Raw genomic sequence first — 26,360 nt, forward strand, 5'->3', positions numbered from 1 at the left:
ATGATGAATAAAAAAGAAACAAGCACTTCCACCGGATTCTTCGGTTCTTTCAATACCATTGGCCTGAAATATGGCAAGTGGCTGCTGTGTGCCGGAATTGTTCTCATACTGATTCTGCCGCAGCTGGGTCTCAGCCCCTATATCATGCGGATTATGACCATGATTATGGTATATGCTACCTTGGCCATGGGTCTGAATCTGCCCACCGGCTATACCGGGCAGGTTTCCTTGGGTAATGCCGCTTTCTTCTCCATCGGTGCCTATACCTGTGCCGTGCTGGTGACCAAGACCGGTATGAACTTCTTTTTTGCGCTTCCCTGTGCGGCCTTGGTGGCTGGGGTTGCCGGCTTTTTGCTGGGGCTTCCTTCTCTGCGGCTCAGCGGTTCTTATCTTTCCATCGTCACACTGGGCTTTGCTGAAATTGTGCGCATGGTTGTGACCAACTGGGATAGTGTGACCAATGGCCCTATGGGCATCAAAAACATTCCCCGGCCCCGTCTTTTTGGTATCGAGCTTTCCACTGCCAATGGCGGCACGTATTACTTGATATTTGTCATTCTGCTTTTGGTTTCGCTGGCTTGCTATGCCATTGTCAATTCCAAGATTGGCCGTGCCTTTATGGCCATTAAAGAAGATGAGCTGGCCGCTACTATGATGGGTGTTTCCACCATTTACTACAAGGTGCTGGCTTTCACCCTTTCTGCTGTGATTTCCGGCTTGGCCGGAGGCTTTTATGCCCACTTTATGCGGTATATTGACCCCAACTCCTTTACCTTTGATACCTCCATCCTGATCCTTTCCATTGTGATTCTGGGCGGTATGGGTACCATGCGGGGGATGTTTCTGGGAGCCGCTTTGTTGGTGGCTTTCCCGGAGGTGCTCCGCTTTATGGAGCAGTACCGCTTTGTTTTCTACGGCCTGATTCTGGTTGTGATGATGCGGTTCCGGCCACAGGGTGTGCTGGGCTGGCAATCCAAAAATCCATATAAGTTTCCCCGGGGCGTCTCCCAGGAAACCATTAACGGTTAGGGGGCGCAGAGAAGATGGCTTTTTTTGAAGTGAAATCCATAACCAAAACCTTTGGCGGCCTCACAGCGGTCAACAATGTCAGCTTTCATGTGGAAAAGGGCGAGATCGTCAGCATTATCGGACCCAACGGAGCCGGTAAAACCACGGTGTTTAATATTTTAACCGGTGTTTATACGGTGGATCACGGCGAGATTTTCTTTGATGGCGAGAGTATCCAGAACCACAAGCCCCAAGAAATTGTGAAGGCGGGCATTTCCCGTACCTTTCAAAATATCCGCCTGTTTTCCAATTTGCGGGTCATTGAGAATGTGCTGGTAGGAACCCATACCAACACCAAATACGGCTTTTTTGACGCCTTGTTCCGTACCCCGAAATACCGGAGGCTGGAAGCAGAAAAGGCCACCCGTGCTGTGGAGATCCTGAAATCCATCGGGCTTTCTCACCGCATTCACGATTATGCCAAAAATTTGCCTTATGGCGAACAGCGCAAGCTGGAAATCGCCCGTGCCATTGCAACCGGAGCCAGGCTGCTGTTGCTGGATGAACCGGCGGCGGGCATGAATCCGCAGGAATCGGAGGATTTGCTCAGCTTTATCCGGGAGCTGCGGGATAAAGGCTATACCGTTTTGCTTATCGAGCACGATATGAACGTGGTTATGAATATATCCGACCGCATCTACGTGCTGGATTACGGCAAGGAGATTGCCCACGGCCTGCCTGACGAAATCGCAAACAATCCAGAAGTGATCAAGGCCTATTTAGGAGGTGTAAGCAACCATGCTGACCGTACAGAATCTTAACACCTTTTATGGCCGCATCCATGCCCTCAAAGGAGCGAACATTACAGTGGGTGAGGGGGAAATTGTCACCCTCATCGGCAGCAATGGGGCCGGGAAGTCCACGCTGCTTAACAGCATCACCGGCATTGTGCCGGTGGCCTCCGGTGAGGTGCTTTATCAGGGCGAAAACATTACCAACAGCCCCCCGGCCCACATTGTGAAAAAAGGCATCAGCCTTTCCCCTGAGGGGCGTGAGGTTTTCCCTGCTCTGACTGTAGAAGAAAACCTGAAGCTGGGCGCTTATACCCGCAAGGATAAAGGGCAGATTCAGGCCGCTTTTGAGCGGGTGTATGACCTTTTCCCCCGCCTCAAGGAGCGCATCAAGCAGTCAGCAGGAACGCTTTCCGGCGGCGAGCAGCAGATGCTGGCCATTGGCCGGGCGCTGATGTCCGAGCCTAAGTTGCTTTTGTTGGATGAGCCTTCTTTGGGCCTTGCACCCAATCTGGTGCTGCTGATTTTTGAGCTGATTCAGTCCATTAATAAGCAGGGCGTTTCTATCCTGCTCATTGAGCAGAACGCCAACATGGCTTTGAGCATTGCCCACCGGGCTTATGTGCTGGAAGTGGGCAGCATTACCCTTTCCGGCGATGCTAAGGAGCTTAGCGGCAACGATAAAATCCGCAAGGCTTATCTGGGCGGTTAAAAAACAAAAAATGGATAAAATAAGGATATGAGGCTGCCTCATGTCCTTATTTTTTATCCATTTTTTTGAAAAATACAAAATTGATTACGGGAATATCCCTTTCAAAGAAAATGGCAAAGTTTTAGAAATCCCGCAGTTTATTTCCTGTAATATATATTCGGCCGAGGGCAACAATAAATATGCGGCCAATTTTCATTGTGCCGGAGTTTTTTTAGCTTTTGTGCTGCTCCTGTTTTTGGGGTGGCTCCGGAAATTTTTGATGCGCATATTATGCAGTCGAAAAAGCCGCCTTAGCAGCAGAGATATTTTTATCACCACTTAAAATATCGGATAAAAAGCTTGAGACTATCGGGCCGAAGCCGCAATTTAAAGTTTAAGAGGAGAATTAGAGCAATGCCGAATTTAACATCCAAAGAATTAACGGCTATTGAAGATCAGTTGGGTATTGAACAGAATCTGATCAAGAAATACACCATGTACGCCCAGGCAACACAGGATTCCCAGCTTAAAACCAAGTGCGATGAAATCGCGGCTAAGCATCAGTGTCATTACAACACCTTGCTCAGCCACTTGAATTAAGGGGGAAGAAAAAATGAATCTAGACATGAATTCCGCTTTCGGCGAAAAGGAGATCATGACTGACCTTCTTTCCAGCCAAAAATTTATTACCGATGGCTACAACACTTTTGCCAATGAGTGCGCCACGCCCGCTGTTAAAACCGATTTTATGAACATCCTCACCGAGGAGCACCGTATCCAGCAGGAAATTTTCAATGAGATGCAGAGCCGTGGCTGGTATCCCACCGAGGCCGCTGACATGAACAAGATCAATGCTGCCAAACAAAAGTATCAGGGAAGCGCTCAGTAGCGCTGTTTTTCCATGAAAAAATCCTTTTTCCCTTGGTATATTAAGACGCTTGGGGGAATATGAAAAAGCCATTCGGGTAAAGCCCGAATGGCTTTTTCCGTTTGTTGGTCAGCGAAGCCGGATTCCTTCTTGATCAAAAGCCTTTTTCACTTCCTCCAACAGATAGCGCTCCAGCAAATACCACTGTGCCGAGTCTGCCCACACATGGCAAGTCAGGCGAAGGCCGCCAATGGTCTGCCCACTGACAAAAACGGTTGGCTCGGGTTCTTTCAGGCTCATATCGTTGGAATTGATCACATCGTAGAGCACTTTTTTTACAAAATCCAAATCGTTATCCTGTGTAATGATAAAGGTGACCGCAACACGCCGGGTGGGCAGTGCCGAAAGGTTCACCACGGTGGATTTGGCAACATCACCGTTGGGGAAGTAGATATACCGGTTATCAAAGGTTCTGATTTTGGTATAAACCAGCCCAAGCTCGGTTACAGTGCCGGATTTATCCCCGATCTCTACCATATCGCCTTTGGAAAAAGGGCGTGAAAACAAAACCGAAATCCCCCCGGCCACATTGGCGAGAGTATCCTGCACAGCCAGCGAAAGAGCAAGGCCCAAGGCACCAAAGGCCGCAATAATGGGGGAGATTGGCACCCCCAAAAGACTTACACAGGTGATGGTCAAAGGAATATAGAGAACCACCTTTACCCCGCCTAGAATGAAGCTGTGCAAAGTGGGGTCAACCTTGGAGCGCCCAAGGGCTGATGAAAATATACTCGTAATCGCCCGAATGGCAACAGAACCCAATATCAGCACCACCAGACAGGTGAGAATCTTGGGCCCATATTCCGCCACAAAGCTGGCGAATACATGAACCTTTTCCTCAGCGGAAAGCTGTTCGGCTTGCTCTAAGGTATCCTCCACGGCCTGAGCCATGTCGGGCAGTTCGGGAACCGAAAGTAAAAAACGCAGTATCACAGTGACACTCCCTTGATGTTGTAGTAGAGCAGGAAAAGAGGTGTTTCCCCAGCCCAGACTTTAGAAGAATATAGCAGCAATTTAAACGAAAGACCTTTTAGTTTTGTAATTCTTCCGGAGTCGAATTGATTTCGACGCAGGAATACCACTTTTTGCGCCTTAGAGGCGCAAGCCGGGGGGAATATGGGTGGCATTGGATGCCCCCCATAAAGCTTGTCGGTATTTTATCGACAAGCTGGTCAGGAAAAGAAGTATTTCCCCAGCCCAGTATAGCACAGGGACAAAGAAAAAGAAACGGCTTGTGCTTGGTTGAAAAAAACGGCACAATGGGGTAATATACTCAGTAGTACCCAATAAATCGGCTCGGGAGAAAAGTTGTCTTCCACCGAAAAAGGGAGAGGATCAAACCAATGACGTTGCGGCAAAAGGTTGAAGAAGGCAAGCTGGCTGCGGCTTTAGACCAGCTATATGGGCCAGAGCAGGCGGCTTCGCAGCAGGAGCGGTACCAAAGCCTGCTGGAGGATTTTTCCCGCTTGTTTCCCGGCCAAGAGCCTTGGGGTTTTTACAGCGCTCCCGGGCGCACCGAAATAGGCGGCAACCATACCGACCACCAGTTGGGAAAGGTTTTGGCCGCTGCGGTGAATCTGGATATGGTTTGTGCGGCCAGCCCTTTGGCGGAGCCTGTTATACATTTGTATTCACAGGAAAGGCCGGAAATTCTGGTGGAGCTCAGTGCGCTTTCCCCCCGGCCCGAAGAGTATGGAACTTCTCAAGGGCTGATTCGCGGTGTAGCGGCTTCCCTGGCGGAGAGAGGCTATCAAATCGGCGGTTTCCGGGCTTGCCTCCATTCGCAGGTTCTGCCCGGCTCTGGGCTTTCTTCCTCTGCTGCTTTTTCGGTTGTGATCGGAACAGTGCTCAGCCATTTATACAATGGAGGAAGCATCGATCCTATAACGGTAGCGCTGGCCGGTCAAGAGGCGGAAAACCGCTTTTTTGGAAAGCCTTCCGGTTTGATGGATCAGCTGGCCTGCTCGGTGGGCGGTTTTGCCTTATTGGATTTTGCCAAACCACAGGAGCCTAACGTAAAGAGCATTCCTTTTGATTTGGGTAAAACCGGCTATGCTTTGTGTATCGTCAATTCCGGCGGCAGTCACGCCGACCGTACCCCTGATTATGCCGCTATTCCCGGCGAAATGAGGCAGGCGGCCGGCTGCTTGGGCAAAGAGGTTCTGGGTCAGACCGACCAAAGCCAATTGCTCGCAGCCTTGCCGGAAATTCGCAGGACAGCAGGAGACAGAGCGGCTCTGCGGGCCATCCATTTTTTTGAGGAAAATGCCCGTGTTCCCCTGATGGCCCAGGCCTTGCAGGCAGAAGATTTCCCTCGGTATCTGGAGCTGGTCAAAGAGTCTGGCCGCTCCTCATGGATGTATCTGCAAAATGTTCATGCCGGTGATCCCTTTTATCAGGAGCTTGCACTGGCTTTGGCGCTGACCGATGTTTTCTTGAAAGGGGAAGGCGCTTTTCGGGTTCAGGGAGGTGGCTTTGCCGGAACCATACAGGTTTATGTTCCCCTGCCCCAGCTGCCCGCATACGAGAAATATATGGAGGCGGTTTTCGGCAAAGGCTGCTGCCAAAAAACAGCGGTGCGCCCATTGGGTGGGACAGCCGTTCTCACAGGAGAGAATATTTGATGAGTCAGCGCAAGGATTGCCTGCTGGTTGCGATCAACGCACAGTATATACACACAAATTTAGCCATAAGGTATTTTAACCAGCTACTGGAAGAATCGCCTTATAAAGCGGAAGTGATTGAATTTACCATCAACCAGCGAACCGAGCTGCTGCTGCGGGAGCTGGCGGAGAAAGAAGCTCCCTTGGTGGTTTTTTCCTGCTACATCTGGAATTTGCAGATGGTTTGTGAGCTGGGGGAGCAGCTTCGGCAGGTACGCCCGGATGTGGTGTTGGCAGTGGGGGGCCCGCAGGTCAGTTACCACAGTGAGGATTTTTTGCAGCAAAACCCTGCCTTTGATTTGGTGATTCGAGGCGAGGGGGAACGGGTTCTATTGCCTCTGCTGGAGAACCTTTCAAACAGAGACTGGCAAAAAGTGCCGGGTGTTGTCTTTAACAGTGGGGAAGAACTGGTTGTTACCCCGCAGGCAAGGCCGGTTGACATGGATGAATTGCCCTTTCCTTATCCCGACCTGAGCCAAGTGGAGGGGCGGATTCTTTATTATGAAAGCTCAAGGGGCTGTCCTTTTCGGTGCAGCTACTGCCTTTCCTCAGTGGAGCCGGGGGTGCGGTTCCGCTCTGTGGAGCTGGTTAAAGTGGATTTGCGGCGTTTTCTTGCGGCCGGGGTGCGGCAGGTGAAGTTCATTGACCGTACCTTTAACGCCGATTTGCGCCGTGCCATGGATATCTGGGCTTTTCTCATGGAGGAGGATAACGGCACAACAAACTTTCATTTTGAATTGGAAGGGCGGCTGCTGAGCGATGAGTCTATTGCTCTTTTGGCGCACGCAAGGCCGGGGCTTTTCCAGTTTGAAATCGGCATCCAGACCACCAATCCCCAGACCCTGCGGGAAATTCGGCGGGATGCGGATATTCCCGGGCTGTTTGCTAAAATAGAAGCTCTGCGCCGGCCTGGGAACATTCACCTGCACCTTGACCTGATAGCGGGGCTCCCTTATGAGGATTACCAAAGCTTTGGCCGCTCCTTTGATGCGGTATACGCTCTAAGGCCCCATCAGTTTCAGCTTGGCTTTCTAAAGGTGCTGGGCGGCTCTGAAATGGAGCGCAAGGCAGGGGCGTATGATGCTCTATACCGCAAAAGCTCTCCCTTTCAGATTCTATCCAACCGCTGGATTTCTTATAAGGAGCTTGTTTGCCTTTCCGACGCGGAGGATATGGTGGAAACCTATTACAACAGCGGGCGATTTGATCACATTCTGGGCTGGATGGTGGAGCAATATCCCTCACCCTTTGTCTTCTATCAGGCACTTGGGGATTATTTTTCCGCAAGAGGTTATCATCTGCGCCCTCATTCCAAGGAAGGGTATTATGAAATTCTGTGGGCGTTTATGGCTTTTGCCGGGCTTCCTCAAACTGAGCAGGTCAAGTGGCTGTGCAAGTTTGATATCCTCCTCCACGAAAAGCCCAAAAAGCTCCCCGCCTTTGTGGATGTGGATTTGAGCTTTGCCCATCGTGGCCAGCTGATTGAATTCTGGAAGTCCCCGGAAAACCGGGCGGCTTTTCTGCCCAATCACATGGAGGACGAGCCCAAGCAGATTTTGCGCATGGCTCATGCAGAGTGCTTTCCTTTTGACCCTCAAACCGGCCAGCCCGGGCAATGCTGGCTGCTTTTTGATTACAGCAGCCGTGATGTAACCGGAAAGGCTTTAGTTCAGCCCCTCGATCTTTCTTTTTGACGTACTTTCTTTTTGAAAAAAAGAAAGTACGCAAAGAAAAACCACCCCAAAAGGAAATGCGATAATCAGCATAAAAAAAGGAAACGATTTATTTCGCTTCCTTAGCATATCAAAGAATACAAATGACGTTTCGATCAAACCTTTTTAAAGGTTTGCGGTTTCCAAAGGCAGCGTCTTTGGACGCTGGCCGTAGCCAGCGGAATTCTTTGAACAACAAGCCGTTTTCTTTGATTCTTTCTTTTGCAAGGGAAAAGAAAGAATCAGCCTCTTCTTCAGGCCAAGCTATCTTCAAAAAAGTCCCAGTGGGACTTTTTTGACAAGCTGAGGAAGCGATTTATTTCGCTTCCTTTTTTGCGGCCTTGTTGCTGTTTTTAAGGTTTTCCTTAGCATAGTCGCAGTAAGGAGCCATACAGCAGGCGGGGCAATCGGGGCGGCGGGCCACGCAAACCGCTCTGCCATGCAGCACCAGACGGTGGCAGAAGTCGTTGGAATCCTCCGGCGGAAGAACAGCCCGCAGCTGGTTTTCCACAATTAACGGATTCTTGGAATCCGTTAGCCCCAGCAAATTGGTGATGCGGATGCAGTGGGTATCACATACCACGGAAGGCTTATGGTAAACATCCCCCAGAATCAGGTTGGCGGTTTTGCGTCCAACGCCGGGCAGGCTCAGTAAATCTTCCATAGTATCGGGGACAATGCCCCCATAACGATCTATGAGCATTTGGCACATGGCCACAATATCCCGGGCCTTGGTTTTGTAAAGGCCGCAGGTTTTCACGAGCGCCTCTACTTCCTCAATTTCAGCCTCGGCCAAGCTTTCAAGAGTGGGAAAGCGGCCAAAGAGGCCGGGGGTTACCATATTCACCCGGGCATCGGTGCATTGAGCAGACAGGCGAGTGGCAATGAGAAGCTCGTGGGGCTTTTCGTATTCCAGCGAGCAGATGGCGTCAGGGTATTTTTTTGCAAGGGTTTCCACCAAGAGGCGGGCGTTTTTCTTTTTGGAGGTCATAGAGGGCTCCTTTCCGCAGGGGTTATTTATGGTACTGACTGCCTGCGTTGATGGAAAAGGCACGGTAAATCTGCTCGAGCAACAGCACCCTTGCCAATTGATGAGGGAAGGTCATGGCAGACATGGAAAGGCGCAGCCGGGCCGCCTGCTTTACCGGGTCGCTGAGACCATGAGAACCACCGATCACAAAGGAAAGGTGACTATCCCCGCTCAGCGCAAAATCCTGTATAGCCCCGGCAAGCTCCGGAGAAGAAAGGCTTTTGCCTTCAATGCAAAGAGTGGTTATGGCTGACCGGGCAGGAATTTTTTGCAGAATGGCTTCTCCCTCGGCAGTCAGTGCCTTCTGAATTTCAGCAAGGGATGGGTTGGCAGGCAGGCGGTATTCGGCAAGCTCAGTAATCTTTAGAGTACAAAAGGAGGAAAGGCGTTTGGTGTATTCCCCGCAGGCATCCCGCAGATAGGCTTCCTTTAGCTTTCCCACCGCAAATATTTCAACAGTCATGGTTTCTCCTAGAAAATAATGGGCTGACCCGGACCGTTCCGAGGCGCAACGCACAAGGTATAATCAACATTCTCCGTCATACCGGCCATTTCCAGCTGGCATTTGGTGGTGGCGTGAGCCACAGCCGGCATGTTGTTTTGGCTGCTGAGATGGGCGAGAACCAAATGCACCGAGCCTCTTTGTACCAAGCCTTGGAGCTGCCGGGCGCATTCCGGATTGGAAAGATGCCCCACACTGCTCTGAATACGCCGCTTTAAGTGGTAGGGGTAGGGGGAGCACTGGAGCATTCCCTCATCGTAGTTGGATTCCAGCATAATCAGGTCACAGCGCTCCAGATGGGAGGCTACGGTTTCGGTAATATGCCCAAGGTCGGTGGCAATGCCAATGACCCTTTCATCCGGCATTTCCAGACGAAAGCCCAAGCTTTGGGCGCAGTCGTGGGGGGTGGCAAAGGGGGTGACCCGAATATCTCCCACCACGAGAGCTTGCTCCAGCTCCACCAGCTGGGCACCGGGGGGGATAAGGTCTTGGCTGACCAAATAGTCCAGCGTTCCGCAGGAGGCGAAAACCGGAACCTTGATTTTTTTCAGCAGCACCTTGAGACCCTTAATATGATCAATGTGCTCATGGGTCAGCAAAATGCCCGAAAGGGTGGCTGGGTCCACTGAAATTTGCTCCAGAGCGCTTAGTATAGAGCGGCAGGAAACACCGGCATCCACCAGGAGCCGGGTAGAGCCGCCGGATAAATATGTACAGTTGCCTCCGCTCGAACTGAACAGCGGACAAAAGCGAGACATAGCAGGCCGCCTTTCGTATAAAACCTTGCCTGCTAAACAAAGAAAAAATAAAAGCAAAACTTCATTTTTCCTTTATTCAGCAGGCAGCTAATTGTATATAGAGGAATAAGGCATAGTGCCAGTTCAGAGGCTGGCAGAAAGAGGCTGCTCAGAGAAGCCAATGTGGGTAATATCCGCACCCAGTGACACGAATTTCTCAACAATGTCCTCATAGCCCCGCTCAATGTGGTGAATATCCTCAATGTGGGTGGTGCCCTGCGCCATTAAAGCTGCAATGAGCAAAGCAGCTCCCGCCCGCAGATCCGTGGCCCGCACGGGCGCACCAGTGAGCAGAGGAACACCCTGCACCACGGCAACCTTGCCATCTACCTGAATGTTGGCACCCATTCGCACCAGCTCGTCCACATAACGAAAGCGGTTATCCCAAACGCCTTCGGTAATGACGCTGGTTCCCTCAGCCAAAGCCAGCATAGCGGTCATCTGGGGCTGCATATCGGTGGGAAAGCCCGGATGAGGCTGGGTTTTGATGGTGGTGGAGATGAGAGGCCCAAGGCGGGTAACCCGGCAGCTGTCATCGTATTCAGTAATCACAGCGCCTGCCCGATCCAGCTTGTTTGTAATGGATTCCAAATGCTTGGGTATAATATTCTTAATCAGCACATCGCCGCCGGTGGCCGCCGCCGCAATCATATAAGTTCCGGCTTCGATTTGATCGGGAATAATGGAGTAATCGGTGCCATGGAGAATATCCACGCCCCGGATTTTAATAACATCGGTACCGGCGCCTCGGACATCCGCACCCAAAGAGTTCAGGAAGTTTGCCAAATCCACAATGTGCGGCTCTTTGGCCACGTTTTCCAGAATGGTCAAGCCCTTGGCTTTAACAGATGCCAGCATCAGGTTGATGGTAGCACCTACCGAGACAACATCAAAATAAATGTGGGAACCAATCAGGCTTTCAGTGGCTACAGCGTTGATCATACCGTGATCAATGGAAACCGTTGCCCCAAGGCTCTCAAAGCCCTTGATGTGCTGGTCAATGGGGCGAACCCCGAAATGGCAGCCTCCGGGCATAGAAACACTGGCCTTGCCGGCTCTGCCCAGCAAAGCGCCGAGAAAGTAATAGGATGCCCGCATATGCCGTGCCAGCTCATAGGGAACCACCGGGTTATGAATGCGGGAGGTATCAATTTCAACTGTATGCTTATCCAACATCCGAACGTCTGCGCCCATTTCTGTGAGCATTTTAAAGAGAATGGAAACATCACTGATGTTGGGGACATTTTCAATCACACACCGGCCCTTGGCCAGAATGGTAGCGGGAATAATGGCGACAGCAGCATTTTTTGCTCCGCTGATGGTAACACTGCCGTTTAAGGTGGCGCCGCCCTTAACAACAAATTTTTCCAATGGGCTTTACTCTCCTTGCTTGTATTTTCAGGGTTGTGGAGGTCAATAGGCCACAAAACAAAATCGCCGAACACATCACTCAGCTTATACGGTTTCAAGGTGAAATCCCAGAGAGATTTCAAACCATGTTTTATTCTATTACTTTGAAAATCCGCCCCATTGCGGCAAGCTTTAAACGCCATTGGCAGACTTTTATCCAACAAGCACCATTATAACACTGAAAGGAATAAATGAAAAGTGGTCTGTAACAATTTGTACATGATTGGCCAAGGTTTGTAATACAAATTCGATTCCAGTGCTCAAAGGACCTATAATAGCATAGAATAAGAAAAGAAGGACATCCTCCGGCCAGTTATGGCTGGTTTGTTTTGCAAGGGTTCTGACCTGTTAATAGTGTATCCGCAAAGAGCCGGAAAATTTGGCCGAAAAAGAATTATTTTTTAAAAAATGAGTGCCGGAGGCCTATGGAATTTTCCAGTTCTGTTTGAGTTTGCGTATATCCTATGCTATACTTATAAGCATTAAAATCGAGGATTCGGGCTGCCCTTTAAAGGCTTTTCTTAGCAGCAAAATTCTTGCCAAACCTCTGCCTGTTTATACCCCAAAATGAAATGTTTTAGCGTATAATTATAAGCACAGCGTTTTAATTCCTGTATATAATGTCCACTGAACAAATGCATGCTGCACAACGCATTTGCAAATAGAGCACGCATTGCTCTGTTTAACAGCAAGACATATCTGTTTTGCCGATTCTGATACATTGATTGACTGCCTGAACAATTCAAAAACGTTTTTAAAACCTTGTTGCTGTCGCATTTTTGAATTGCCCAGCAGGCATTATATAAGGAGTATACTCATGAAGATTTCCGTTGTGGAATATACCGGCAAAAAACCGGGAGCGAAGAGCTTATTTTTCAAAAGCGCCGCTGAGAAAAACAGCCAGCTGGCTCGCCAGCGCACTGTGGAGGAGCATCGGGAAAATATGCTTAAGCTGGCGGAGCTGCGGCCTGTTTTGCCCGGCCTTTGCCAGCAGGATGTTTTGGTGGAAGGCATTCCCTGCCAGTGGGTTTATAAAGAAGGGGCTCTTTCTATGCCTGTGATTCTCTATCTTCATGGTGGGAGCTGGGCTTTCGGTAATCTGCGCACCGCCCGACCGGTGGCGGGAATGCTGGCGGAGCTGACAGGCTGCCGGGTGCTCACTGTGCAGTATCGGCTGGCCCCGGAAAATCCTTTTCCCGCAGCGTTGGAGGATTGCTTTAAAGTATACGGGAACCTGCTCTTGCGGGGAATTCCCGGGCATAAGCTGGCCATTTTCGGCGATTCGGCGGGTGGTAACCTGAGCCTTGCCCTGATACACCGTTTAAAAGAATTGGAGATTGCCTTGCCTCAGGCTTTGGCGCTGGCTTCTCCGGTGCCTGATCTAACAGTAGAAAGTGCCCTATGGAAAAGCGGGCAGGATTTGCTGTTTCATCTATACGATGGCCAGCCCGATAATATCTTTGACCGATATGTGCAGGGCCGGGATAAAACCGATCCTTTGATTTCACCTGTCTTTGGCGATTTGAGCGGCTTTCCGCCAACGCTGATTCATGTGGGTGGTGATGAACCGCTGGCTGAGGATTGTGCAGCCTTTGCCCGCCGGGCGGCTGTGGCCGGTTCAGAAGTGGCGGTTAAGGTGTGGAAGGAAATGTTTCACGATTTTTCCATTGTGGGTGTTACCTTGAAGGAGAGCCGGGATTCAATGCGGGAAATGAGCGAGTTTCTTTGCGACTGCCTTCATGTCTAATCCCGCATACAGTCGTTTTAAAAGCTTGCATTCATAAAAAAAGAGAGCCTTATGGAGAATCAATGATCCCCATAAGCGCTCCCATGTTCCAATAAAAACCATTCCATGGATTTTGATGCATATGAATGCTTTGTAGTTAATAAACGGGCAGCAAGCCGCTTTTTGTCTCTGATGAAGTCTCCTGTGCCAGTACATACCGATTGCGCCCATTCAATTTAGCTTGATAGAGGGCGATGTCGGCCTTTTGGTAGAGCTCCTGATAAGAGGTGCCATCTTGGGGCGAAAGAGAGATCCCTATACTGATGGTGACACATGTGGTGCAGTCCAGACCCTCCACCTGCATGGTGCGCATGGCAGCACACAGCTCCTGAGCTTTGTTCTCTACGATGGACAGGCTGCCGATGCTTTTGCAAAAAATCGAGAACTCGTCTCCGCCCATACGGACTACTTCATCCGCACTGCGGAAGATTTTTTTGAGGATGCGGGCACATTCTTTGATCACCAGATCGCCCACCAAATGGCCATAGGTATCGTTAATCATTTTAAAGTTATCGATATCAACCATTAAAAAAGCCTGTGTTTTTTCCTCTGCTTCGGCATGCTGGAGAAAGGCGCTAACCCTCCGCTCAAAGGCATCCCGGTTGTAAAGGCCGGTGAGAGGATCGGTTTCAGCTTTTTTGGTTGCGGCATCCAAGCTGTAAATATACTCGTTGATTTTAAGTTCCATGGATTTCATGGAACTGGCCAAACTGGCGATTTCATCGTTGCTTTTCACTGTTAGCTCGGTCAGAGAGGAGGAAGGGGCGGGAATTTCCTCTGTTTGGTGGATCAAAAATGCATTTGCGGCTTTGGCCATACGGTTGATTGGCAATGTAATGTAGCGGCGCATCATCAGCAGGCACAAACCAGTGGTTACTACAGCTGGAATGCAGAAAACAGTCCAAAATTGATGGAGAAATCCCTGAGCGGTTTCAAAGGGGATGCTGGGCCGCAGTTCTGCCACCGCATAGCCTGTCACTATACCGCCGCTGCCATAAACAGGTGCCTTAAGAGAAAGCAGCTGCTGAGTGGAGTCCGAAGTGCCTGCTTCTCGTGCCAAAGAAGCACCAAGACCCCGCCGTTGGATAACCGGAGCGGTATCATAAATGTAATAGGAGCCTGTTTCAACAGGCTTGATGATGTATAACCCAGCGAGGCTGTTTTCTTCCCGGAGTGTTTGCAGAAGCCTTTGGGTGTCTGCATAAGCCCGATCGATGCTGCGGGTTTCCAAATATGTGTTAAGAGAATCACCATCCACAAACCGAGCCGCTGTTTTGGCTAAGCTTTGCCCCACAGCAGCATGGTGTTTCTCTATAGATTTTTTGTAACCTAAAGTTCCCAATGCAGAGGCCCAGGTGCTCAGCAGCACGGCCAGCGAAATTATGAGAACAGCGGATTTTATTCCTAGTGAAAATTTTCTTTTCAATGTGGTTCCTTCTCCCAACGATGAAAATGAATACCGCCTTAAGATAGCAAGTTTCTGTTTGCTATGCCGGAGATCGTTTTGTGACTTTTTCTTGGCAGATCAGGTGCTCTACAAGAATTTTTTGATTGTTGCCATTTATTTTATACTTTTTTAATTCAGTATCAGCGCGATACTTGTCGAATTTTTGCACTTGCAGCATTTTTGGAGCATTAAACAAAGTTTGCAATTAAAAATAGTCACAATTTACATTGAAAAACAACGGTATTTTTAGATTCGTGATCCTTTTTTAATCACAACGGTGTAAATTAGTTAAGAAGTGCCCCAAAAAATAGATTGAATGGATATACCCAGAAAGGAAGGTATACATGAAGCTGATTGTTGATTTTGCAGGCGTTACCCAGATACAGGAGCTTTACCGGTATTTCCCCGTGGATGGCGTAACCACCAACCCCACCATTCTGGCAAGAGAGGGCAAAAATCCTTATGAGGTGCTTACCGCTATCCGTGAATGCATCGGAGATGATACTGACCTCCATGTGCAGGTGATTTCAGACAAAGCGGAAACCATGCTGGAGGAGGCCAAGCGCATTCGAAGCGTTCTGGGCAGCAATACCTACATCAAAATCCCGGTTACCAGGGAGGGCCTGCGGGCTATCCGCATGATGAAAAAGAACAACTACATGGTCACGGCCACTGCCATTTATAACGCACTTCAAGGCTATTTGGCAGGCTTGGCAGAGGCCGATTTTGCGGCGCCCTATATCAACCGTATTGATAATTTGGGGGCGGATGGGGTGCAGGTGGCCAAGGATATTCACGATATTTTTCGCAGTGGGAATATGCCCACACAGGTGCTGGCTGCCAGCTTTAAAAATTCCCAGCAGGTGCTGGAGCTTGCCAAATATGGCATTGCGGCCGCCACTGTTTCACCGGATGTGATTGAGGGAATGCTGCGGATCGATGCTGCCCAAGGGGCGGTCGGCGTTTTCCGCAAGGATTTTGAAAAGCTGTGCGGCCCGGGAAAAACCATGAAGGATTGCTGAAAAGCGGCCTAAAGAGCGGCCAAATCAGGAAATACAGGAGGCGCTAATCTATGGCAGCCATTAAAATGCTGTGTATGGATATTGATGGTACCCTGCTCAATTCAAAGCTGGAAATAACCCCCGCCACCCGCCAAGCTATTGTGCGGGCTCATCAGGAGAAGGGGGTACATATTATTCTGGCCTCTTCCCGTATGCCCCAAGGGATGACCCCTTTTCTGGAGGTGCTTGGCCTTTCTCAGCCCATGTCCTGCTATGGAGGGGGGCTGATTGTGGAGGAAGACCGCATCCTTTTCAGCCAGAGCCTGCCTTTGAATTCCACCAAAAGGGCCTGTGAGATTGCCCTCTCCTGCGGTGCTCATCCCACTGTATGGGGGCCTCGGAATTGGTATGCACGGGAAATGGATGAATTGGTTACCAAAGAAACAGCCATTATCGGCGGGCCTCCGGTCATTTCCGATTATCCGCCTTTGTTTGCCGGTTGGGAGCGGGATGGCTTTGCCCCCAATAAGGTTTTGTGCATGGGCAAGCCTGCTGTAATCGATCGCCTGACAGCCGCTCTGGAACAGGAGGAGGGCCTGTGGGATTTGGCCCGTTCCAAGGATGTATATCTTGAGGTGGGCCCCAAGGGTGTTTCCAAGGGAACTTCGGTGAATTTTCTCTGCGATTACTACGGCATTTCTCCGCAGGAGGTGATGGCGATCGGTGACCAGGGAAATGACTTGAGCATGCTGCTGGCCGCCGGGCTGGGGGTTGCCATGGGCAATGCGCCGGATCATATTAAGGAGCAGGCGGATGCGGTCACTGCCTCCAATGAAGAAGATGGCATTGCACTGGCTATTGAGCGCTATATACTGGGCGGTCATCACTGAGGCGGTCTATACCGGCTTCATACTCATAGGTTTGTATATGCTCTATATTCCTTAGAGGGTCTGGACAGTCTTATATTAGATATGCTACTATGTTAGTAGGGATTTTTTGGAGCATAAAAATATAGGGGTGATAATAGGTGGCAACCACTTATAAAAACTTTAACTGGGTCACCGAGCGTGGTGCGAGAATCGTTGCTAAAATTGCGATTAACAATTATCCCGCTGGCGAAAATGCGGCGGATGAATGGGTTTATACAATAGAGCGGCTGAGTGTGAACGATGAGATTCAACATGGCCAATGGAACCCGTTGAAAAAAACCATTGATTTTCAGTCTCAGGGGCAAATGCTGCATATCCTGTTGCCGGAACTGATTTCTTTGGAGCTCTTTTCCCGTGAAAAGGATTATTTTCATTCCCGCCGCCAAAATTTTGGTCGGTGAAACAGTCTGCCTTAGGCGGATTTTTACAGAAATAAGTGACAGCATTGGCGCGCAGGAAGCCATGCCAACCCTTGCCCAGATGGAGCAGGTGGTCTCCCTTTAATACCTGCGAACAATACACGCAAAAACTGCTATGAAGAAGAACCTTTAGTGTTCTTCCTCATAGCAGTTTTATTTTTAAAGAATCAGGCTTTTGAATGCCACAATTGGCTCACTGTGCAGAGCCCAGAGCGGCCAGCTTATCCCGGACCCACTCAAGCCGTTTTATATCCAAACCGTGAGGCAGTGAGCAATCCGGCCCGATCAATACACCCACCCGGCCTGCTTCCTCCAGGATTTTTTCCACAGCCGCCTCCAGCTCTTCCTTGGTGCCGGTGTTGAGCAGGCCCTGCACTGTATTCTGGAAGCCGCCGATTACAGCTTTGCCTCCGAAGAGCTTTTTGCCCTGGCCAAGAGTCACACCTTCCACATAGGTGGCCCAGTTATAGGCTTTGGCCTCATAATCCACCCACTGTTCTAAGTTGTTGTGGCGGCCTTCATAACCGCAGATGTGCAGAATGTTGTTATCCCCGGCGGCATTAGCGGCATCCAGTATGATGCGGTCGCTGGGAGAAAAATACTTCCGGTGTTCTTCGTCAGTGATGACATTCACATTCTGGTTCTGCACACACAAAAAGATACCGTCGGCTCCGCTTTCCTTGATAACGGCCTCTGCCATATAGGCAAGGCTTTCACCCATGCGAAGGAAGGCATCCCCCATTTTCTGAGGGACCTGCCGAAACAGCTCCAGAAATTTTTCTTCGCCCACCAGCAAACGCACCAGCATAGAGGGGGAAAATATATTGTAAAAATAGCAGGCATCCTCCCGGATGCTGCAAATGCGCTTTACATGGTCAATGTGTGCCCGAATCCATGGGTTATTCTTATCCAAAGCTGTAACCTGTGCCAAATCCTCCACAGTTTTAAGGTTATAGAGGGGTGCGCTGGGATAGCGGAAAAGGCCATCGCACATGATTTTTACAAAATCCGGTTCCAGAGCCTCCATATAATGCTTATGGCCTTCATAGAGAATCTCCAGCAGTTCCGGGTTGGCAAGAGCATCGGCTTGTTCTTCGTGCTTCATAAAATGAAACCAGAAGGAGAAGGGGACACGATCCACCGGCTGGTTATTAAAAGCGGCTAAAACTCGTTGACGATGTGTCATTTCAGATACCTCTTTTCTTTTGTATGTCAAGGTGACTGGGTAATATAGGCACCTATTCTAACTATATCCGCAAACAGCGCTTTGGGTTTCGGGCATATAACGTAAGTCTATCATACCAAAAATAGTTCCAATACCAAAGAGGTTTGGCAGAATTAATGAAAAATAAGCCTTGAAAATATTGCAGATAGATAAAACCCGGCGCCTCGCCAATGCGAAAGCTGCCGGGTATTTATATTGTGAGCATACAGGAGATTATGGAAGAATCCTCCAAGATATTAGTTATAGCCCTCTCGATGAAACTGCTTTTGCAGGATGCTAATGGCCTTTTTCTCGATGCGGCTAACATAGGAGCGGGATATATTCAGCTTATCGGCTACCTCCCGCTGTGTCAGGGGGCGCTGGCAGAAGAGCCCGTAACGGAGAATAATAATTTTCTGTTCCCTTTTGTTGAGATGCTTGGAAATAAACGAATACATTCTTTCGGATTGCAGGCGAAGCTCAATGTTATCAAAAATATCCTCCTCGCTGGACATAATATCCATGAGGGTCAGGGAGTTGCCATCCTTATCTGTATCGATGGGGTCGGAAATAAAAACATCCTGAGCGCATTTGCGCTGGTTGCGAAAATGCATCAGAATTTCATTTTCAATACTGCCTTTAGTCCGACATCAAGGCCGGCCTTTTTTAGTAGATGTTTACATAAGAGACTGACTCTGCTAGTTGAAGATGCATGAATCACAAAACAGTTATATAGGATCAATCCTTTTTTGCGGCACAAACACCATATTCACTCTGCAATATCCCGAACACATGATTTTCACATATGATTTTCAAAAAAATGAACACAATTACCGAATCGGCGACAGAATATGATATATGCAGATGGTGGATTGTTTCTTGTTTTTCTTCATCCTTTAAACTGCTTTCAACTAGCCTGTCATTTATCTGGTCTCAGTAAAATCTATGTACATTCTTCAATATTTGAGGATTAAATTTTTTCCAGTAAAGTGACAAGCTGTCTTAAATAGTGTACTCCGTGGATTCACAGTAATCCCTTGCCTAAACCAAAACGGTATTTTTCTTTAAAGCAAAAACCGGGGATTTGAGCAATTTGACTAATTAAGATTGAAAAAGTTTGAATTTAATATTAATTGACACATAACAGGGAATCGATATATAATATTTACATCCCCAAAACCTGTAATACAGGTATACAGCCGTAAGGCGAGAGACAAACCATACTAGGATAGGTGATTATTTTGTCGATTGAGCGAGTTGGACGTATTAGTCTAAGCGATCAGGTGCTGGAACAGATGAAAAATTTGATACTTTCGCACGAGTGGCCAACAACCTACAAGCTGCCGTCGGAAGGTGAATTGAGTGAAATGTTCGGGGTTTCACGGGTTACAATTCGCAATGCGCTACACCGGCTTGTTGGGCTTGGATTAATTGAAACTCGCCTTGGCGATGGGTCATATGTTGCACAAATTGACGAAAGTAGTGGACTGAATAATCTCATCCCGGTTGTTTATTTGGAAGAGAATCTTGCAAGTATTTTGGAATTCAGGCGTGAATTTGAATCTGGTGCATGTGCCATTGCGGCGGGCCGGGCTGAAGCTGAGGACATAGCGGATTTGCGCAGGCTGCTTGAGAAAATGCTCACGCTACAAAATGACCGTACAGCACTTGCAGAAGCCGATTTGGAGTTTCATTATCGTATTGCTGAAATTACACGCAACAGCTTATTTATCAAAACATACGAAATTATCAGTGAGGTTTACGCTGCACATATGAAACGGGTAGTGCACGTCATAGGTGGCGAGGCAGGGCGCTATTACCATGCCAAAATAGTGGATGCCATCGAAGCCGGCGATGCAGAAGAAGCACGCAAAGTGATGTATGAACACATCGCTTCTAACAATGAAGTTCTGCATACCGAAAAAGAGTAGAAAAGCATTGCGCTGGCCTTTTTCTATTGATGAGAGCTTTCGTGGGTGCACTTGCGGCAAAGCATAATACGATGTTTTGCAGCGGTTTATTAGGATCCGCGCGCTGTTTCAGCGCTAAATTATTCTATTGTGAAAGCAAAAAAGGAGATGCATTATGAAAAAGAAACTGGCACTATTTCTTACCATGGTCATGGTATTTTCCGTCCTGACGGGATGCTCCGGAGGCACGGCACCAACACAAAATGCACCTACTTCCACAGAATCAGGCCAATCATCCACCGATAACGCAGGCTCATCAAGCGACCCTGTCAAATTCCTTGTTTATGCCTGCATCTCGGGGGCTACCGCAGAATCAGGGCGTCAGTGCACGCTGGCAGCCCAAACTGCAGAGTGGTACATAAACGAAAAGCTGGGCGGATTCCCCTCTTTGGGTGGGCGCCCCATTAAGATTGAAGTGCTTGATTCCACTTCTGACGCCGCCACCGCAACTCTCCCCCTTGAGCGTGCACTTTCTTCGGGAGGATACACATCTGTAATCGGCAACTCCAACTCCTCCATTGCGCTAACAATGCTGCCGATACTCGAAAAATTCAAGGTACCTACCGTTACTGGTGCTGCGGCAAACATCGCTGTTTCCCAACAAGGCAGCTCGTTTGTGTTCCAGCCAGCGGCAACATCCAAATCCTTTATTCCCACACAGCTGGATTTCCTTGAGGAGTATGCAAAATCCATCGGCAAAGATGTAAAAGATCTAAAACTAGGCTTGCTCTACTCCAACGACGCTTGGGGCACCGATCAATCCAACAACACGCGCACTCAAGTTGCTGAGCGCGGTTTGAACCTTGTTTCGGACGAAGGCTATGAGGGCAGCTCCTTTACCGATGCAACACCGCTGATCACAAAGATTCAGAATGCAGGCGTTGATGTTATTCTGCCAAGTGCATACCCCAACGACCTCAAGCTTATCTTCACCGCAATGAATACACTGAATTTTCATCCGCTGGTTGTAGGCGGCGGTGCGGCTATGACATGGCCTTCTCTTTATAAAGATCTTGGAGATGACGTTAACGGCCTTACCTCGGTTGATTCTTGGTGCTGGGACCAAAAAGGCGCCTCTGAAAATGCTGGCTGGATGGAAATGAATGCTTATTACGAAGAGAAAAACAACGAGTTCCTTGCTGGCCAGGGCGGCCCAACCCTTTTCTCCATCATGCTTGCTTACGAAGCAGTAGAAAATGCAAAATCAGACGACCCTGTTGCAGTGCGTGACGAACTGCGGAAACTGAACAAAGAAAACAGCAAATGGTTTGGCGTTGTTAACGGCGAAGGCGATTTCGACGATGAGACAGGCCTAAACACCAAATCCCGTGCAATTATTTTGCAATGGCAAAACGGCAAACCAACCAGTGTATATCCGCCCGAATACGCAACAGGCGTTCTGCTTAATCCAGATACCATGCAACCTTTCGCATAATAGTTTGGAAATGAGGGGCGGGCGTATTACCTGCGTTCGCCCCTGGCTTTTACTAGTATGCTTGGAAATTACCCCCGTAAGGAGGAACATGATAAAATGCTACAGGTTATAATCAACGGGTTGTTAATCGGCGGGGTTTATTCTTTGGTTGCCGTGGGAATAACGATGATTCACGGTGTAATGAAGATCGTTAACTTTGCACAAGGCGATTTTCTTGCCATGGGGCTCTACTTTACCTATGTGATGTATTCTTTTTTGCCACCAGGCAGTGTGCCGTATTGGCTGCTTGTTCCTGTAGGTGCAGCAATGTATTTGGCTGGTTGTATCTTTTTCTCTACCACCATCAAAAAGGTTATCGGCAAAGGCGACAGCAATTATATTTTGCTGACAATAGGGCTATCTTACATAATCCAAAACCTTATTCAGCTAATCTTTGGGCCCGATTACAAAAGCATTGCAGTATCCGATCAGCTCCGCAACGGAGCAGTCTCGCTGGGGAGCGTATCTCTTTCAAAAGCAAGGATTATCGCATTTATTGCAGCGGCAGCATTCGCTGTATTTGTCAACTGGTTCCTAAGCTCCACCGATATTGGCAGAGCCATGCGAGCCACCAGTGAAAACCGTGTTATAGCCGAATCCCTCGGAATTCGCACAAACACTGTGTTTATCACAGCTTTTGCAATGGGCACGGTATTTGCCGGAATTTCGGGTCTTTTAATTTCACCAATCTTTTTGCTTTCTCCCAAAGTAGGCACGCAGTTCTCCACCATAGCCATGTCCGCAATGGTTCTTGGCGGGTTGGGCAACATCAAGGGGGCGCTGATTGGGGGGCTTATTATTGGGCTGGTTGAATCAATGACAAGTTCTTATGTCGGTGTGCTTCTGGCGCAGGCAGCAATTAATATTGTGCTAATGCTGGTGCTGGTATTCAGGCCGTACGGACTTTTTGGAAAGAAAGGACGTGCATCATAATGATTAAGAACATGTTAAGCCCGGCATATATAAAAAAACATTCACTTGCATTTGTCTTTGTTATAGTATGTCTTATCTTTCCGTTTGTGGTAACCAGAAGTTACTTTACACGTGTGCTTATGGAGGTGTTTTTCTTTGCCGCACTTGGCAATGCGTGGAATATCATCGGAGGATATGGTAAACAAACATCATGGGCATCCTCCACATTCTTCTCCATTGGTGCATACACGACTATCATTCTGTTTGCCGGTTCGGGGCAAGCAGGCGGAAAAATTATCCCGGCTCTAGAAATTTCTCCTTGGATAAGCGTATGGCTTGGCATCGCAATTGCAGTTTTGTTTGCCGTAATCATTGGCTTGCCATGTTTTCGTCTTCGTGGAGTGTTCTTTTCTATAGCAACGATTGCCTGCACCACCATATGGCGCCAGCTGCTCATTTACTTTGAGCGCTTTACCGGTGGTTCGTTGGGGCTCACTTTTAAAATTCGCAGCGGTAATACTCTTTGGGGGCTGCATTTCGATTCCGATTTGCCCTATTATTTCATTGCGTTTTTTTGGATGATTATAACCACGCTTATTATCGTGTATATCGATAGCCACAAGCTGGGGTATTATCTCAGAGCCATTTGTGAGGATCAGGATGCGGCGGAGTCGCTTGGGATGAAATCGCAGAATGTTAAATTGCAAGCCTTTATTATCAGTTCGGCGATTATGGCATTTACCGGCATGCTCTATGTGTTCAAAACTGGCTTTGCCGACCCCAATACGCTTGCATCCCACGATATGTCTGTGCGAATCGGCATAGTGGCCATTCTAGGGGGCATGGGCACTGTTTGGGGCCCAACGGTGGGGGCGCTTGTTACAATTCCGCTGCTGGAACTTTCCAATGCTTATTTGCAGGGAATTGGCGGTGGCGGTGCAGGATGGGCGATATATGGTTTGCTCATCGTAATAATGGTTCTGTTCAAGCCCAACGGTATTGTTTCGCTGATTGATGATATAAAGGCGAAATTTTCCCGCAAAAAAGTTGCCGGGGGTGATGATGTTGGATGAGAACCGCAAAACAATAATGGAATTAAAAGGTGTAGACAAGTCTTTTGGCGGTGTTCATGCTATTAACGATTTAAGCTTTTCGGTATACGAGGGCGAAATTCTGGGGCTCATCGGGCCAAACGGCTGCGGAAAAAGCACATCTGTTAACCTTATGACAGGGGTTTACACCCACGACAAAGGCGAAATAATCTACTACGATGCCAAAGGGGAAGCTGTGGGGCTTAAGGCACAGTCGGTGCCTGATAGAGCGAAGCTGGGCATAGGAAGAACGTTCCAAACGCCAAAGCCTTTCACAGACCTAACCGTGTTTGAAAACATTTATACCATCGCTATGCTGTATACCCATTCGCTCAAAGAAGCGCACAAGGTAGCAGAAGAGATTGTACATTTTGTGCAGTTTGATGATATTTCAGATCAAAAATGCACCAAGTTACCCATTGAAAAACGCAAATGGCTTGATATGGCAAGGGTTCTTGCCATGCGCCCTCGAATTTTAATGCTGGATGAGTGCCTTGCAGGGCTTACCCCCAGCGAGATGGAAACAAGCCTTGAGATGGTGCGCAAAATCAATCAGCAGGGCATAACCGTTCTGTTCATCGAGCATGTAATGTCCGCCGTAACCAAGTTGTGCAGCCGTGTGGTTGTTATGGAAGAGGGCCACTTTATGACTGAGGGATGCCCCCTTGAGGTTATGAAAAAGCCCGAGGTTATCCGGGCTTATTTGGGGGAGGATTACCAATGATAACACACAGCTTAATGCGTTGGATATTGGGCATTGCAAAGAGCGGCACCAAAATGCCAGGGAAGATGGGGGGGATTGTTTTTGGAGATGCTTAAGCTGGATAAGGTTTGCGCTGGCTATGGGGATCTGAAGATCCTTTTTGATATAGACCTTTCGATCAAAGAGGGGGAGGTTGTGGCACTGGTAGGTTCCAACGGTGCGGGCAAAACCACAATTCTCCGCACAATATCGGGTGAAGTAAAGCTTCAGTCCGGATCCATTTCTTGGTTTGGCGATGATCTTGTGGCAAAGCCCGCTCATGCACGTGCCGAAATGGGTATTGCCCATATACCGCAGGGGCGTGGTGTTCTCAGCAGCCTTTCGATAACCGACAACCTGATTCTCGGCTCTTACACCAAGCGCACAAAATCGAAACGGCAGGAGCTGCTGAAAACGGTTTTTGATATCTTTCCGATTCTCCGGGAAAGAGAACATCATCTTGCAGGCACACTGTCGGGAGGGCAGCAGCAAATGCTTGCCATTGGGCGTGCCATGATGATGGAGCCACAGCTGCTTATTCTTGATGAACCTTCACTTGGGCTTGCGCCCATTGTGGTTGATGAGGTCTTCCGAATCTTGAACAAAATGAAGGAAAACGGCGCTTCCATGCTTATTATCGAGCAGAATCTTGTTAAGGCGCTGCAGATTGCAGACAGAGGCTATGTGCTGGAAACTGGCAAAGTGGTAATGGCTGACAATAGCTCGGAGCTGCTTGCAAACCCAGACATACGCAAAGCATATTTGGGGATATAATGACTCTATTAATTGAAACGGAGGCGGAGTTTTGAAGGCATTAGTTTACAAGGGCCCTAAACAGCTTGAAATTGAACAGCGTCCCGTACCTGTTCCAAAAGATGGCGAACTGCTGTTAAAAATCAAGGCCTGCGGCATATGTGGCAGTGACATCCACGGCTATCTTGGCCTTACAGGGCGGCGCATTGCTCCCATGGTGATGGGGCATGAGTTTTCAGCAGAGGTTGTAGGGCTGGGAACAGGACTGAAACTGGGGTTTGCTGAGGGCGACCGTGTTTCTGTACAGCCGTGTGTATCATGCGGGGAATGTGATTATTGCCTTGCAGGGGACAACAACCTGTGCGAAAGCCGGGAATTCATGGGTGCCATGGACTATGATGGTGCATTCGTTGAATACCTTTGTGTACCTGAACGGCTGGCATTTAAACTTCCAGACGAGCTTTCTTACAATACCGGTGCACTGATTGAAGCACTTGCCGTATCGTATGCCGGAGTGAAAAAGCTTGGTGACATATCCGGAAAAACCGTAGCCATAATTGGCGGCGGAACCATCGGGCTGCTGGCACTTGTTGCGGTAAAAGCAGGGAATCCCGCCAAAATACTTTTATCGGATCTTAGCCCGCTGCGCCTTGAGGCAGCAAAAAAACTTGGTGCTGATGTGGTGCTCGATCCAAGAGGACAAGACTTTGCGGCAGAGGTTCGTAGCGCATTTGACGGCAAGCTGGCAGATGTCTCGATTGAAGCGGTGGGTGCAACCCCAACTGTGGAGCAGGCAATTGCTGTGCTAAAACCCGGCGGAACCTCTGTGTGGATTGGCAACAGCGCCAAAACCGTGGAAGTGAATATGCAAAGCGTGGTTACACGTGCGCTGAACATCAAGGGGACATATATTTATTCACACGCTGAGTTCGGAGAGGCCATTGAATTTATTCGGGCAAACAACCCCGATCTTTCAGCTCTGGTTTCTCGAGAAGTGAGCTTGGACGATGCTGCTGCTATGTTCCAAGAGCTTGCAGATCATTCCGAAAAATACTTAAAATGCGTCGTTACTTTTTAAGCAGCATAGCTGTAAAACTTAT

26 protein-coding genes are annotated in these 26,360 nt (G+C 48.8%); 18 read left to right on the plus strand and 8 right to left on the minus strand.

Annotated features, from left to right (window positions below; all coding sequences use genetic code 11):
• The 5 genes from U6B65_14500 (at position 1) to U6B65_14520 (ending at position 3,379) form a co-directional block, all read left to right on the plus strand.
• A complete protein-coding gene (locus tag U6B65_14500; GenBank protein WRS27516.1) occupies positions 1 to 1,029 on the plus strand; it encodes a branched-chain amino acid ABC transporter permease in 1,029 nt (342 codons plus the stop codon).
• Between the two features lie 14 nt (positions 1,030 to 1,043).
• Entirely contained in the window at positions 1,044 to 1,829 is a 786-nt protein-coding gene (locus U6B65_14505) for an ABC transporter ATP-binding protein (GenBank protein ID WRS27517.1), read from the plus strand.
• On the plus strand, positions 1,807 to 2,511 hold the full coding sequence (locus tag U6B65_14510) for an ABC transporter ATP-binding protein (GenBank protein ID WRS27518.1): 705 nt from the start codon (positions 1,807 to 1,809) through the stop codon (positions 2,509 to 2,511). Before U6B65_14505 ends, U6B65_14510 begins: the two co-directional genes overlap by 23 nt.
• Before the next feature lie 393 nt (positions 2,512 to 2,904).
• Complete coding sequence (locus U6B65_14515) at positions 2,905 to 3,090, plus strand: spore coat protein (protein WRS27519.1); 186 nt, start codon at positions 2,905 to 2,907, stop codon at positions 3,088 to 3,090.
• A 13-nt stretch (positions 3,091 to 3,103) separates the two neighbouring features.
• Entirely contained in the window at positions 3,104 to 3,379 is a 276-nt protein-coding gene (locus tag U6B65_14520) for a spore coat protein (protein WRS27520.1), read from the plus strand.
• A gap of 108 nt (positions 3,380 to 3,487) precedes the next feature.
• On the opposite strand, the gene U6B65_14525 is transcribed toward U6B65_14520, so the two are convergent.
• Positions 3,488 to 4,351: a mechanosensitive ion channel family protein gene (locus U6B65_14525; GenBank protein WRS27521.1), complete on the minus strand. Its 864-nt coding sequence runs from the start codon at positions 4,349 to 4,351 to the stop codon at positions 3,488 to 3,490.
• A 410-nt stretch (positions 4,352 to 4,761) separates the two neighbouring features.
• Between U6B65_14525 and U6B65_14530 the strand changes: the two genes are divergently transcribed.
• Together U6B65_14530 and U6B65_14535 are read left to right on the plus strand one after the other, a co-directional pair.
• Positions 4,762 to 6,042, plus strand: coding sequence for a galactokinase family protein (locus U6B65_14530; GenBank protein WRS27522.1), 1,281 nt, complete (start codon positions 4,762 to 4,764; stop codon positions 6,040 to 6,042).
• Positions 6,042 to 7,775: a B12-binding domain-containing radical SAM protein gene (locus tag U6B65_14535; protein ID WRS27523.1), complete on the plus strand. Its 1,734-nt coding sequence runs from the start codon at positions 6,042 to 6,044 to the stop codon at positions 7,773 to 7,775. Before U6B65_14530 ends, U6B65_14535 begins: the two co-directional genes overlap by 1 nt.
• Before the next feature lie 334 nt (positions 7,776 to 8,109).
• Here U6B65_14535 and nth read toward each other — a convergent pair whose 3' ends face one another.
• The 4 genes from nth to U6B65_14555 all read right to left on the minus strand — a co-directional run bounded on the left by nth (position 8,110) and on the right by U6B65_14555 (position 11,493).
• Positions 8,110 to 8,784: an endonuclease III gene (nth, locus tag U6B65_14540; GenBank protein WRS27524.1), complete on the minus strand. Its 675-nt coding sequence runs from the start codon at positions 8,782 to 8,784 to the stop codon at positions 8,110 to 8,112.
• Between the two features lie 22 nt (positions 8,785 to 8,806).
• Complete coding sequence (rlmH, locus tag U6B65_14545; protein WRS27525.1) at positions 8,807 to 9,286, minus strand: 23S rRNA (pseudouridine(1915)-N(3))-methyltransferase RlmH; 480 nt, start codon at positions 9,284 to 9,286, stop codon at positions 8,807 to 8,809.
• 8 nt (positions 9,287 to 9,294) lie between these two features.
• Positions 9,295 to 10,083 (minus strand): MBL fold metallo-hydrolase, encoded by a 789-nt coding sequence (locus U6B65_14550; protein WRS27526.1) that lies wholly within the window; start codon positions 10,081 to 10,083, stop codon positions 9,295 to 9,297.
• Between the two features lie 123 nt (positions 10,084 to 10,206).
• The gene (locus U6B65_14555) at positions 10,207 to 11,493 is read right to left on the minus strand and encodes a UDP-N-acetylglucosamine 1-carboxyvinyltransferase (protein ID WRS27527.1); all 1,287 of its coding nucleotides are present in this window, start codon (positions 11,491 to 11,493) and stop codon (positions 10,207 to 10,209) included.
• Positions 11,494 to 12,349: 856 nt separating this feature from the next.
• On the opposite strand from U6B65_14555, the gene U6B65_14560 reads away from it, so the two are divergent.
• Positions 12,350 to 13,279 carry an alpha/beta hydrolase gene (locus U6B65_14560; protein ID WRS27528.1) on the plus strand — a complete coding sequence of 310 codons (930 nt, stop codon included), beginning with the start codon at positions 12,350 to 12,352 and terminating at the stop codon, positions 13,277 to 13,279.
• A 136-nt stretch (positions 13,280 to 13,415) separates the two neighbouring features.
• On the opposite strand, the gene U6B65_14565 is transcribed toward U6B65_14560, so the two are convergent.
• Complete coding sequence (locus U6B65_14565; protein ID WRS27529.1) at positions 13,416 to 14,744, minus strand: GGDEF domain-containing protein; 1,329 nt, start codon at positions 14,742 to 14,744, stop codon at positions 13,416 to 13,418.
• A gap of 365 nt (positions 14,745 to 15,109) precedes the next feature.
• Here U6B65_14565 and U6B65_14570 point away from each other — a divergent pair, with 365 nt between their 5' ends.
• The 3 genes from U6B65_14570 to U6B65_14580 all read left to right on the plus strand — a co-directional run bounded on the left by U6B65_14570 (position 15,110) and on the right by U6B65_14580 (position 17,096).
• Positions 15,110 to 15,787 (plus strand): transaldolase family protein, encoded by a 678-nt coding sequence (locus U6B65_14570; GenBank protein ID WRS27530.1) that lies wholly within the window; start codon positions 15,110 to 15,112, stop codon positions 15,785 to 15,787.
• Positions 15,788 to 15,837: 50 nt separating this feature from the next.
• Positions 15,838 to 16,656, plus strand: a complete 819-nt coding sequence (locus tag U6B65_14575) for a Cof-type HAD-IIB family hydrolase (protein ID WRS27531.1) — start codon at positions 15,838 to 15,840, stop codon at positions 16,654 to 16,656.
• Positions 16,657 to 16,793: 137 nt separating this feature from the next.
• Entirely contained in the window at positions 16,794 to 17,096 is a 303-nt protein-coding gene (locus U6B65_14580) for a hypothetical protein (protein ID WRS27532.1), read from the plus strand.
• Positions 17,097 to 17,307: 211 nt separating this feature from the next.
• Here U6B65_14580 and U6B65_14585 read toward each other — a convergent pair whose 3' ends face one another.
• Both U6B65_14585 and U6B65_14590 read right to left on the minus strand, forming a co-directional pair.
• Positions 17,308 to 18,300 (minus strand): uroporphyrinogen decarboxylase family protein, encoded by a 993-nt coding sequence (locus U6B65_14585; GenBank protein WRS27533.1) that lies wholly within the window; start codon positions 18,298 to 18,300, stop codon positions 17,308 to 17,310.
• Positions 18,301 to 18,575: 275 nt separating this feature from the next.
• Positions 18,576 to 18,950 (minus strand): sigma-70 family RNA polymerase sigma factor, encoded by a 375-nt coding sequence (locus tag U6B65_14590; protein ID WRS28963.1) that lies wholly within the window; start codon positions 18,948 to 18,950, stop codon positions 18,576 to 18,578.
• A gap of 609 nt (positions 18,951 to 19,559) precedes the next feature.
• On the opposite strand from U6B65_14590, the gene U6B65_14595 reads away from it, so the two are divergent.
• The 7 genes from U6B65_14595 (at position 19,560) to U6B65_14625 (ending at position 26,338) form a co-directional block, all read left to right on the plus strand.
• Complete coding sequence (locus tag U6B65_14595; protein ID WRS27534.1) at positions 19,560 to 20,249, plus strand: FadR/GntR family transcriptional regulator; 690 nt, start codon at positions 19,560 to 19,562, stop codon at positions 20,247 to 20,249.
• Positions 20,250 to 20,403: 154 nt separating this feature from the next.
• Positions 20,404 to 21,723: an ABC transporter substrate-binding protein gene (locus U6B65_14600; GenBank protein WRS27535.1), complete on the plus strand. Its 1,320-nt coding sequence runs from the start codon at positions 20,404 to 20,406 to the stop codon at positions 21,721 to 21,723.
• A 96-nt stretch (positions 21,724 to 21,819) separates the two neighbouring features.
• On the plus strand, positions 21,820 to 22,695 hold the full coding sequence (locus U6B65_14605; protein ID WRS27536.1) for a branched-chain amino acid ABC transporter permease: 876 nt from the start codon (positions 21,820 to 21,822) through the stop codon (positions 22,693 to 22,695).
• Positions 22,695 to 23,747, plus strand: a complete 1,053-nt coding sequence (locus U6B65_14610) for a branched-chain amino acid ABC transporter permease (GenBank protein ID WRS27537.1) — start codon at positions 22,695 to 22,697, stop codon at positions 23,745 to 23,747. Before U6B65_14605 ends, U6B65_14610 begins: the two co-directional genes overlap by 1 nt.
• Before the next feature lie 16 nt (positions 23,748 to 23,763).
• On the plus strand, positions 23,764 to 24,489 hold the full coding sequence (locus tag U6B65_14615) for an ABC transporter ATP-binding protein (protein WRS27538.1): 726 nt from the start codon (positions 23,764 to 23,766) through the stop codon (positions 24,487 to 24,489).
• An 87-nt stretch (positions 24,490 to 24,576) separates the two neighbouring features.
• Positions 24,577 to 25,281: an ABC transporter ATP-binding protein gene (locus U6B65_14620; protein WRS28964.1), complete on the plus strand. Its 705-nt coding sequence runs from the start codon at positions 24,577 to 24,579 to the stop codon at positions 25,279 to 25,281.
• A 31-nt stretch (positions 25,282 to 25,312) separates the two neighbouring features.
• On the plus strand, positions 25,313 to 26,338 hold the full coding sequence (locus U6B65_14625; protein ID WRS27539.1) for a galactitol-1-phosphate 5-dehydrogenase: 1,026 nt from the start codon (positions 25,313 to 25,315) through the stop codon (positions 26,336 to 26,338).
• The last annotated feature ends 22 nt before the right edge of the window (positions 26,339 to 26,360 follow it).

It is taken from the genome of Oscillospiraceae bacterium MB08-C2-2, assembly GCA_035621215.1.
Taxonomy (GTDB): Bacteria; Bacillota; Clostridia; order Oscillospirales; family Ruminococcaceae; genus WRAV01.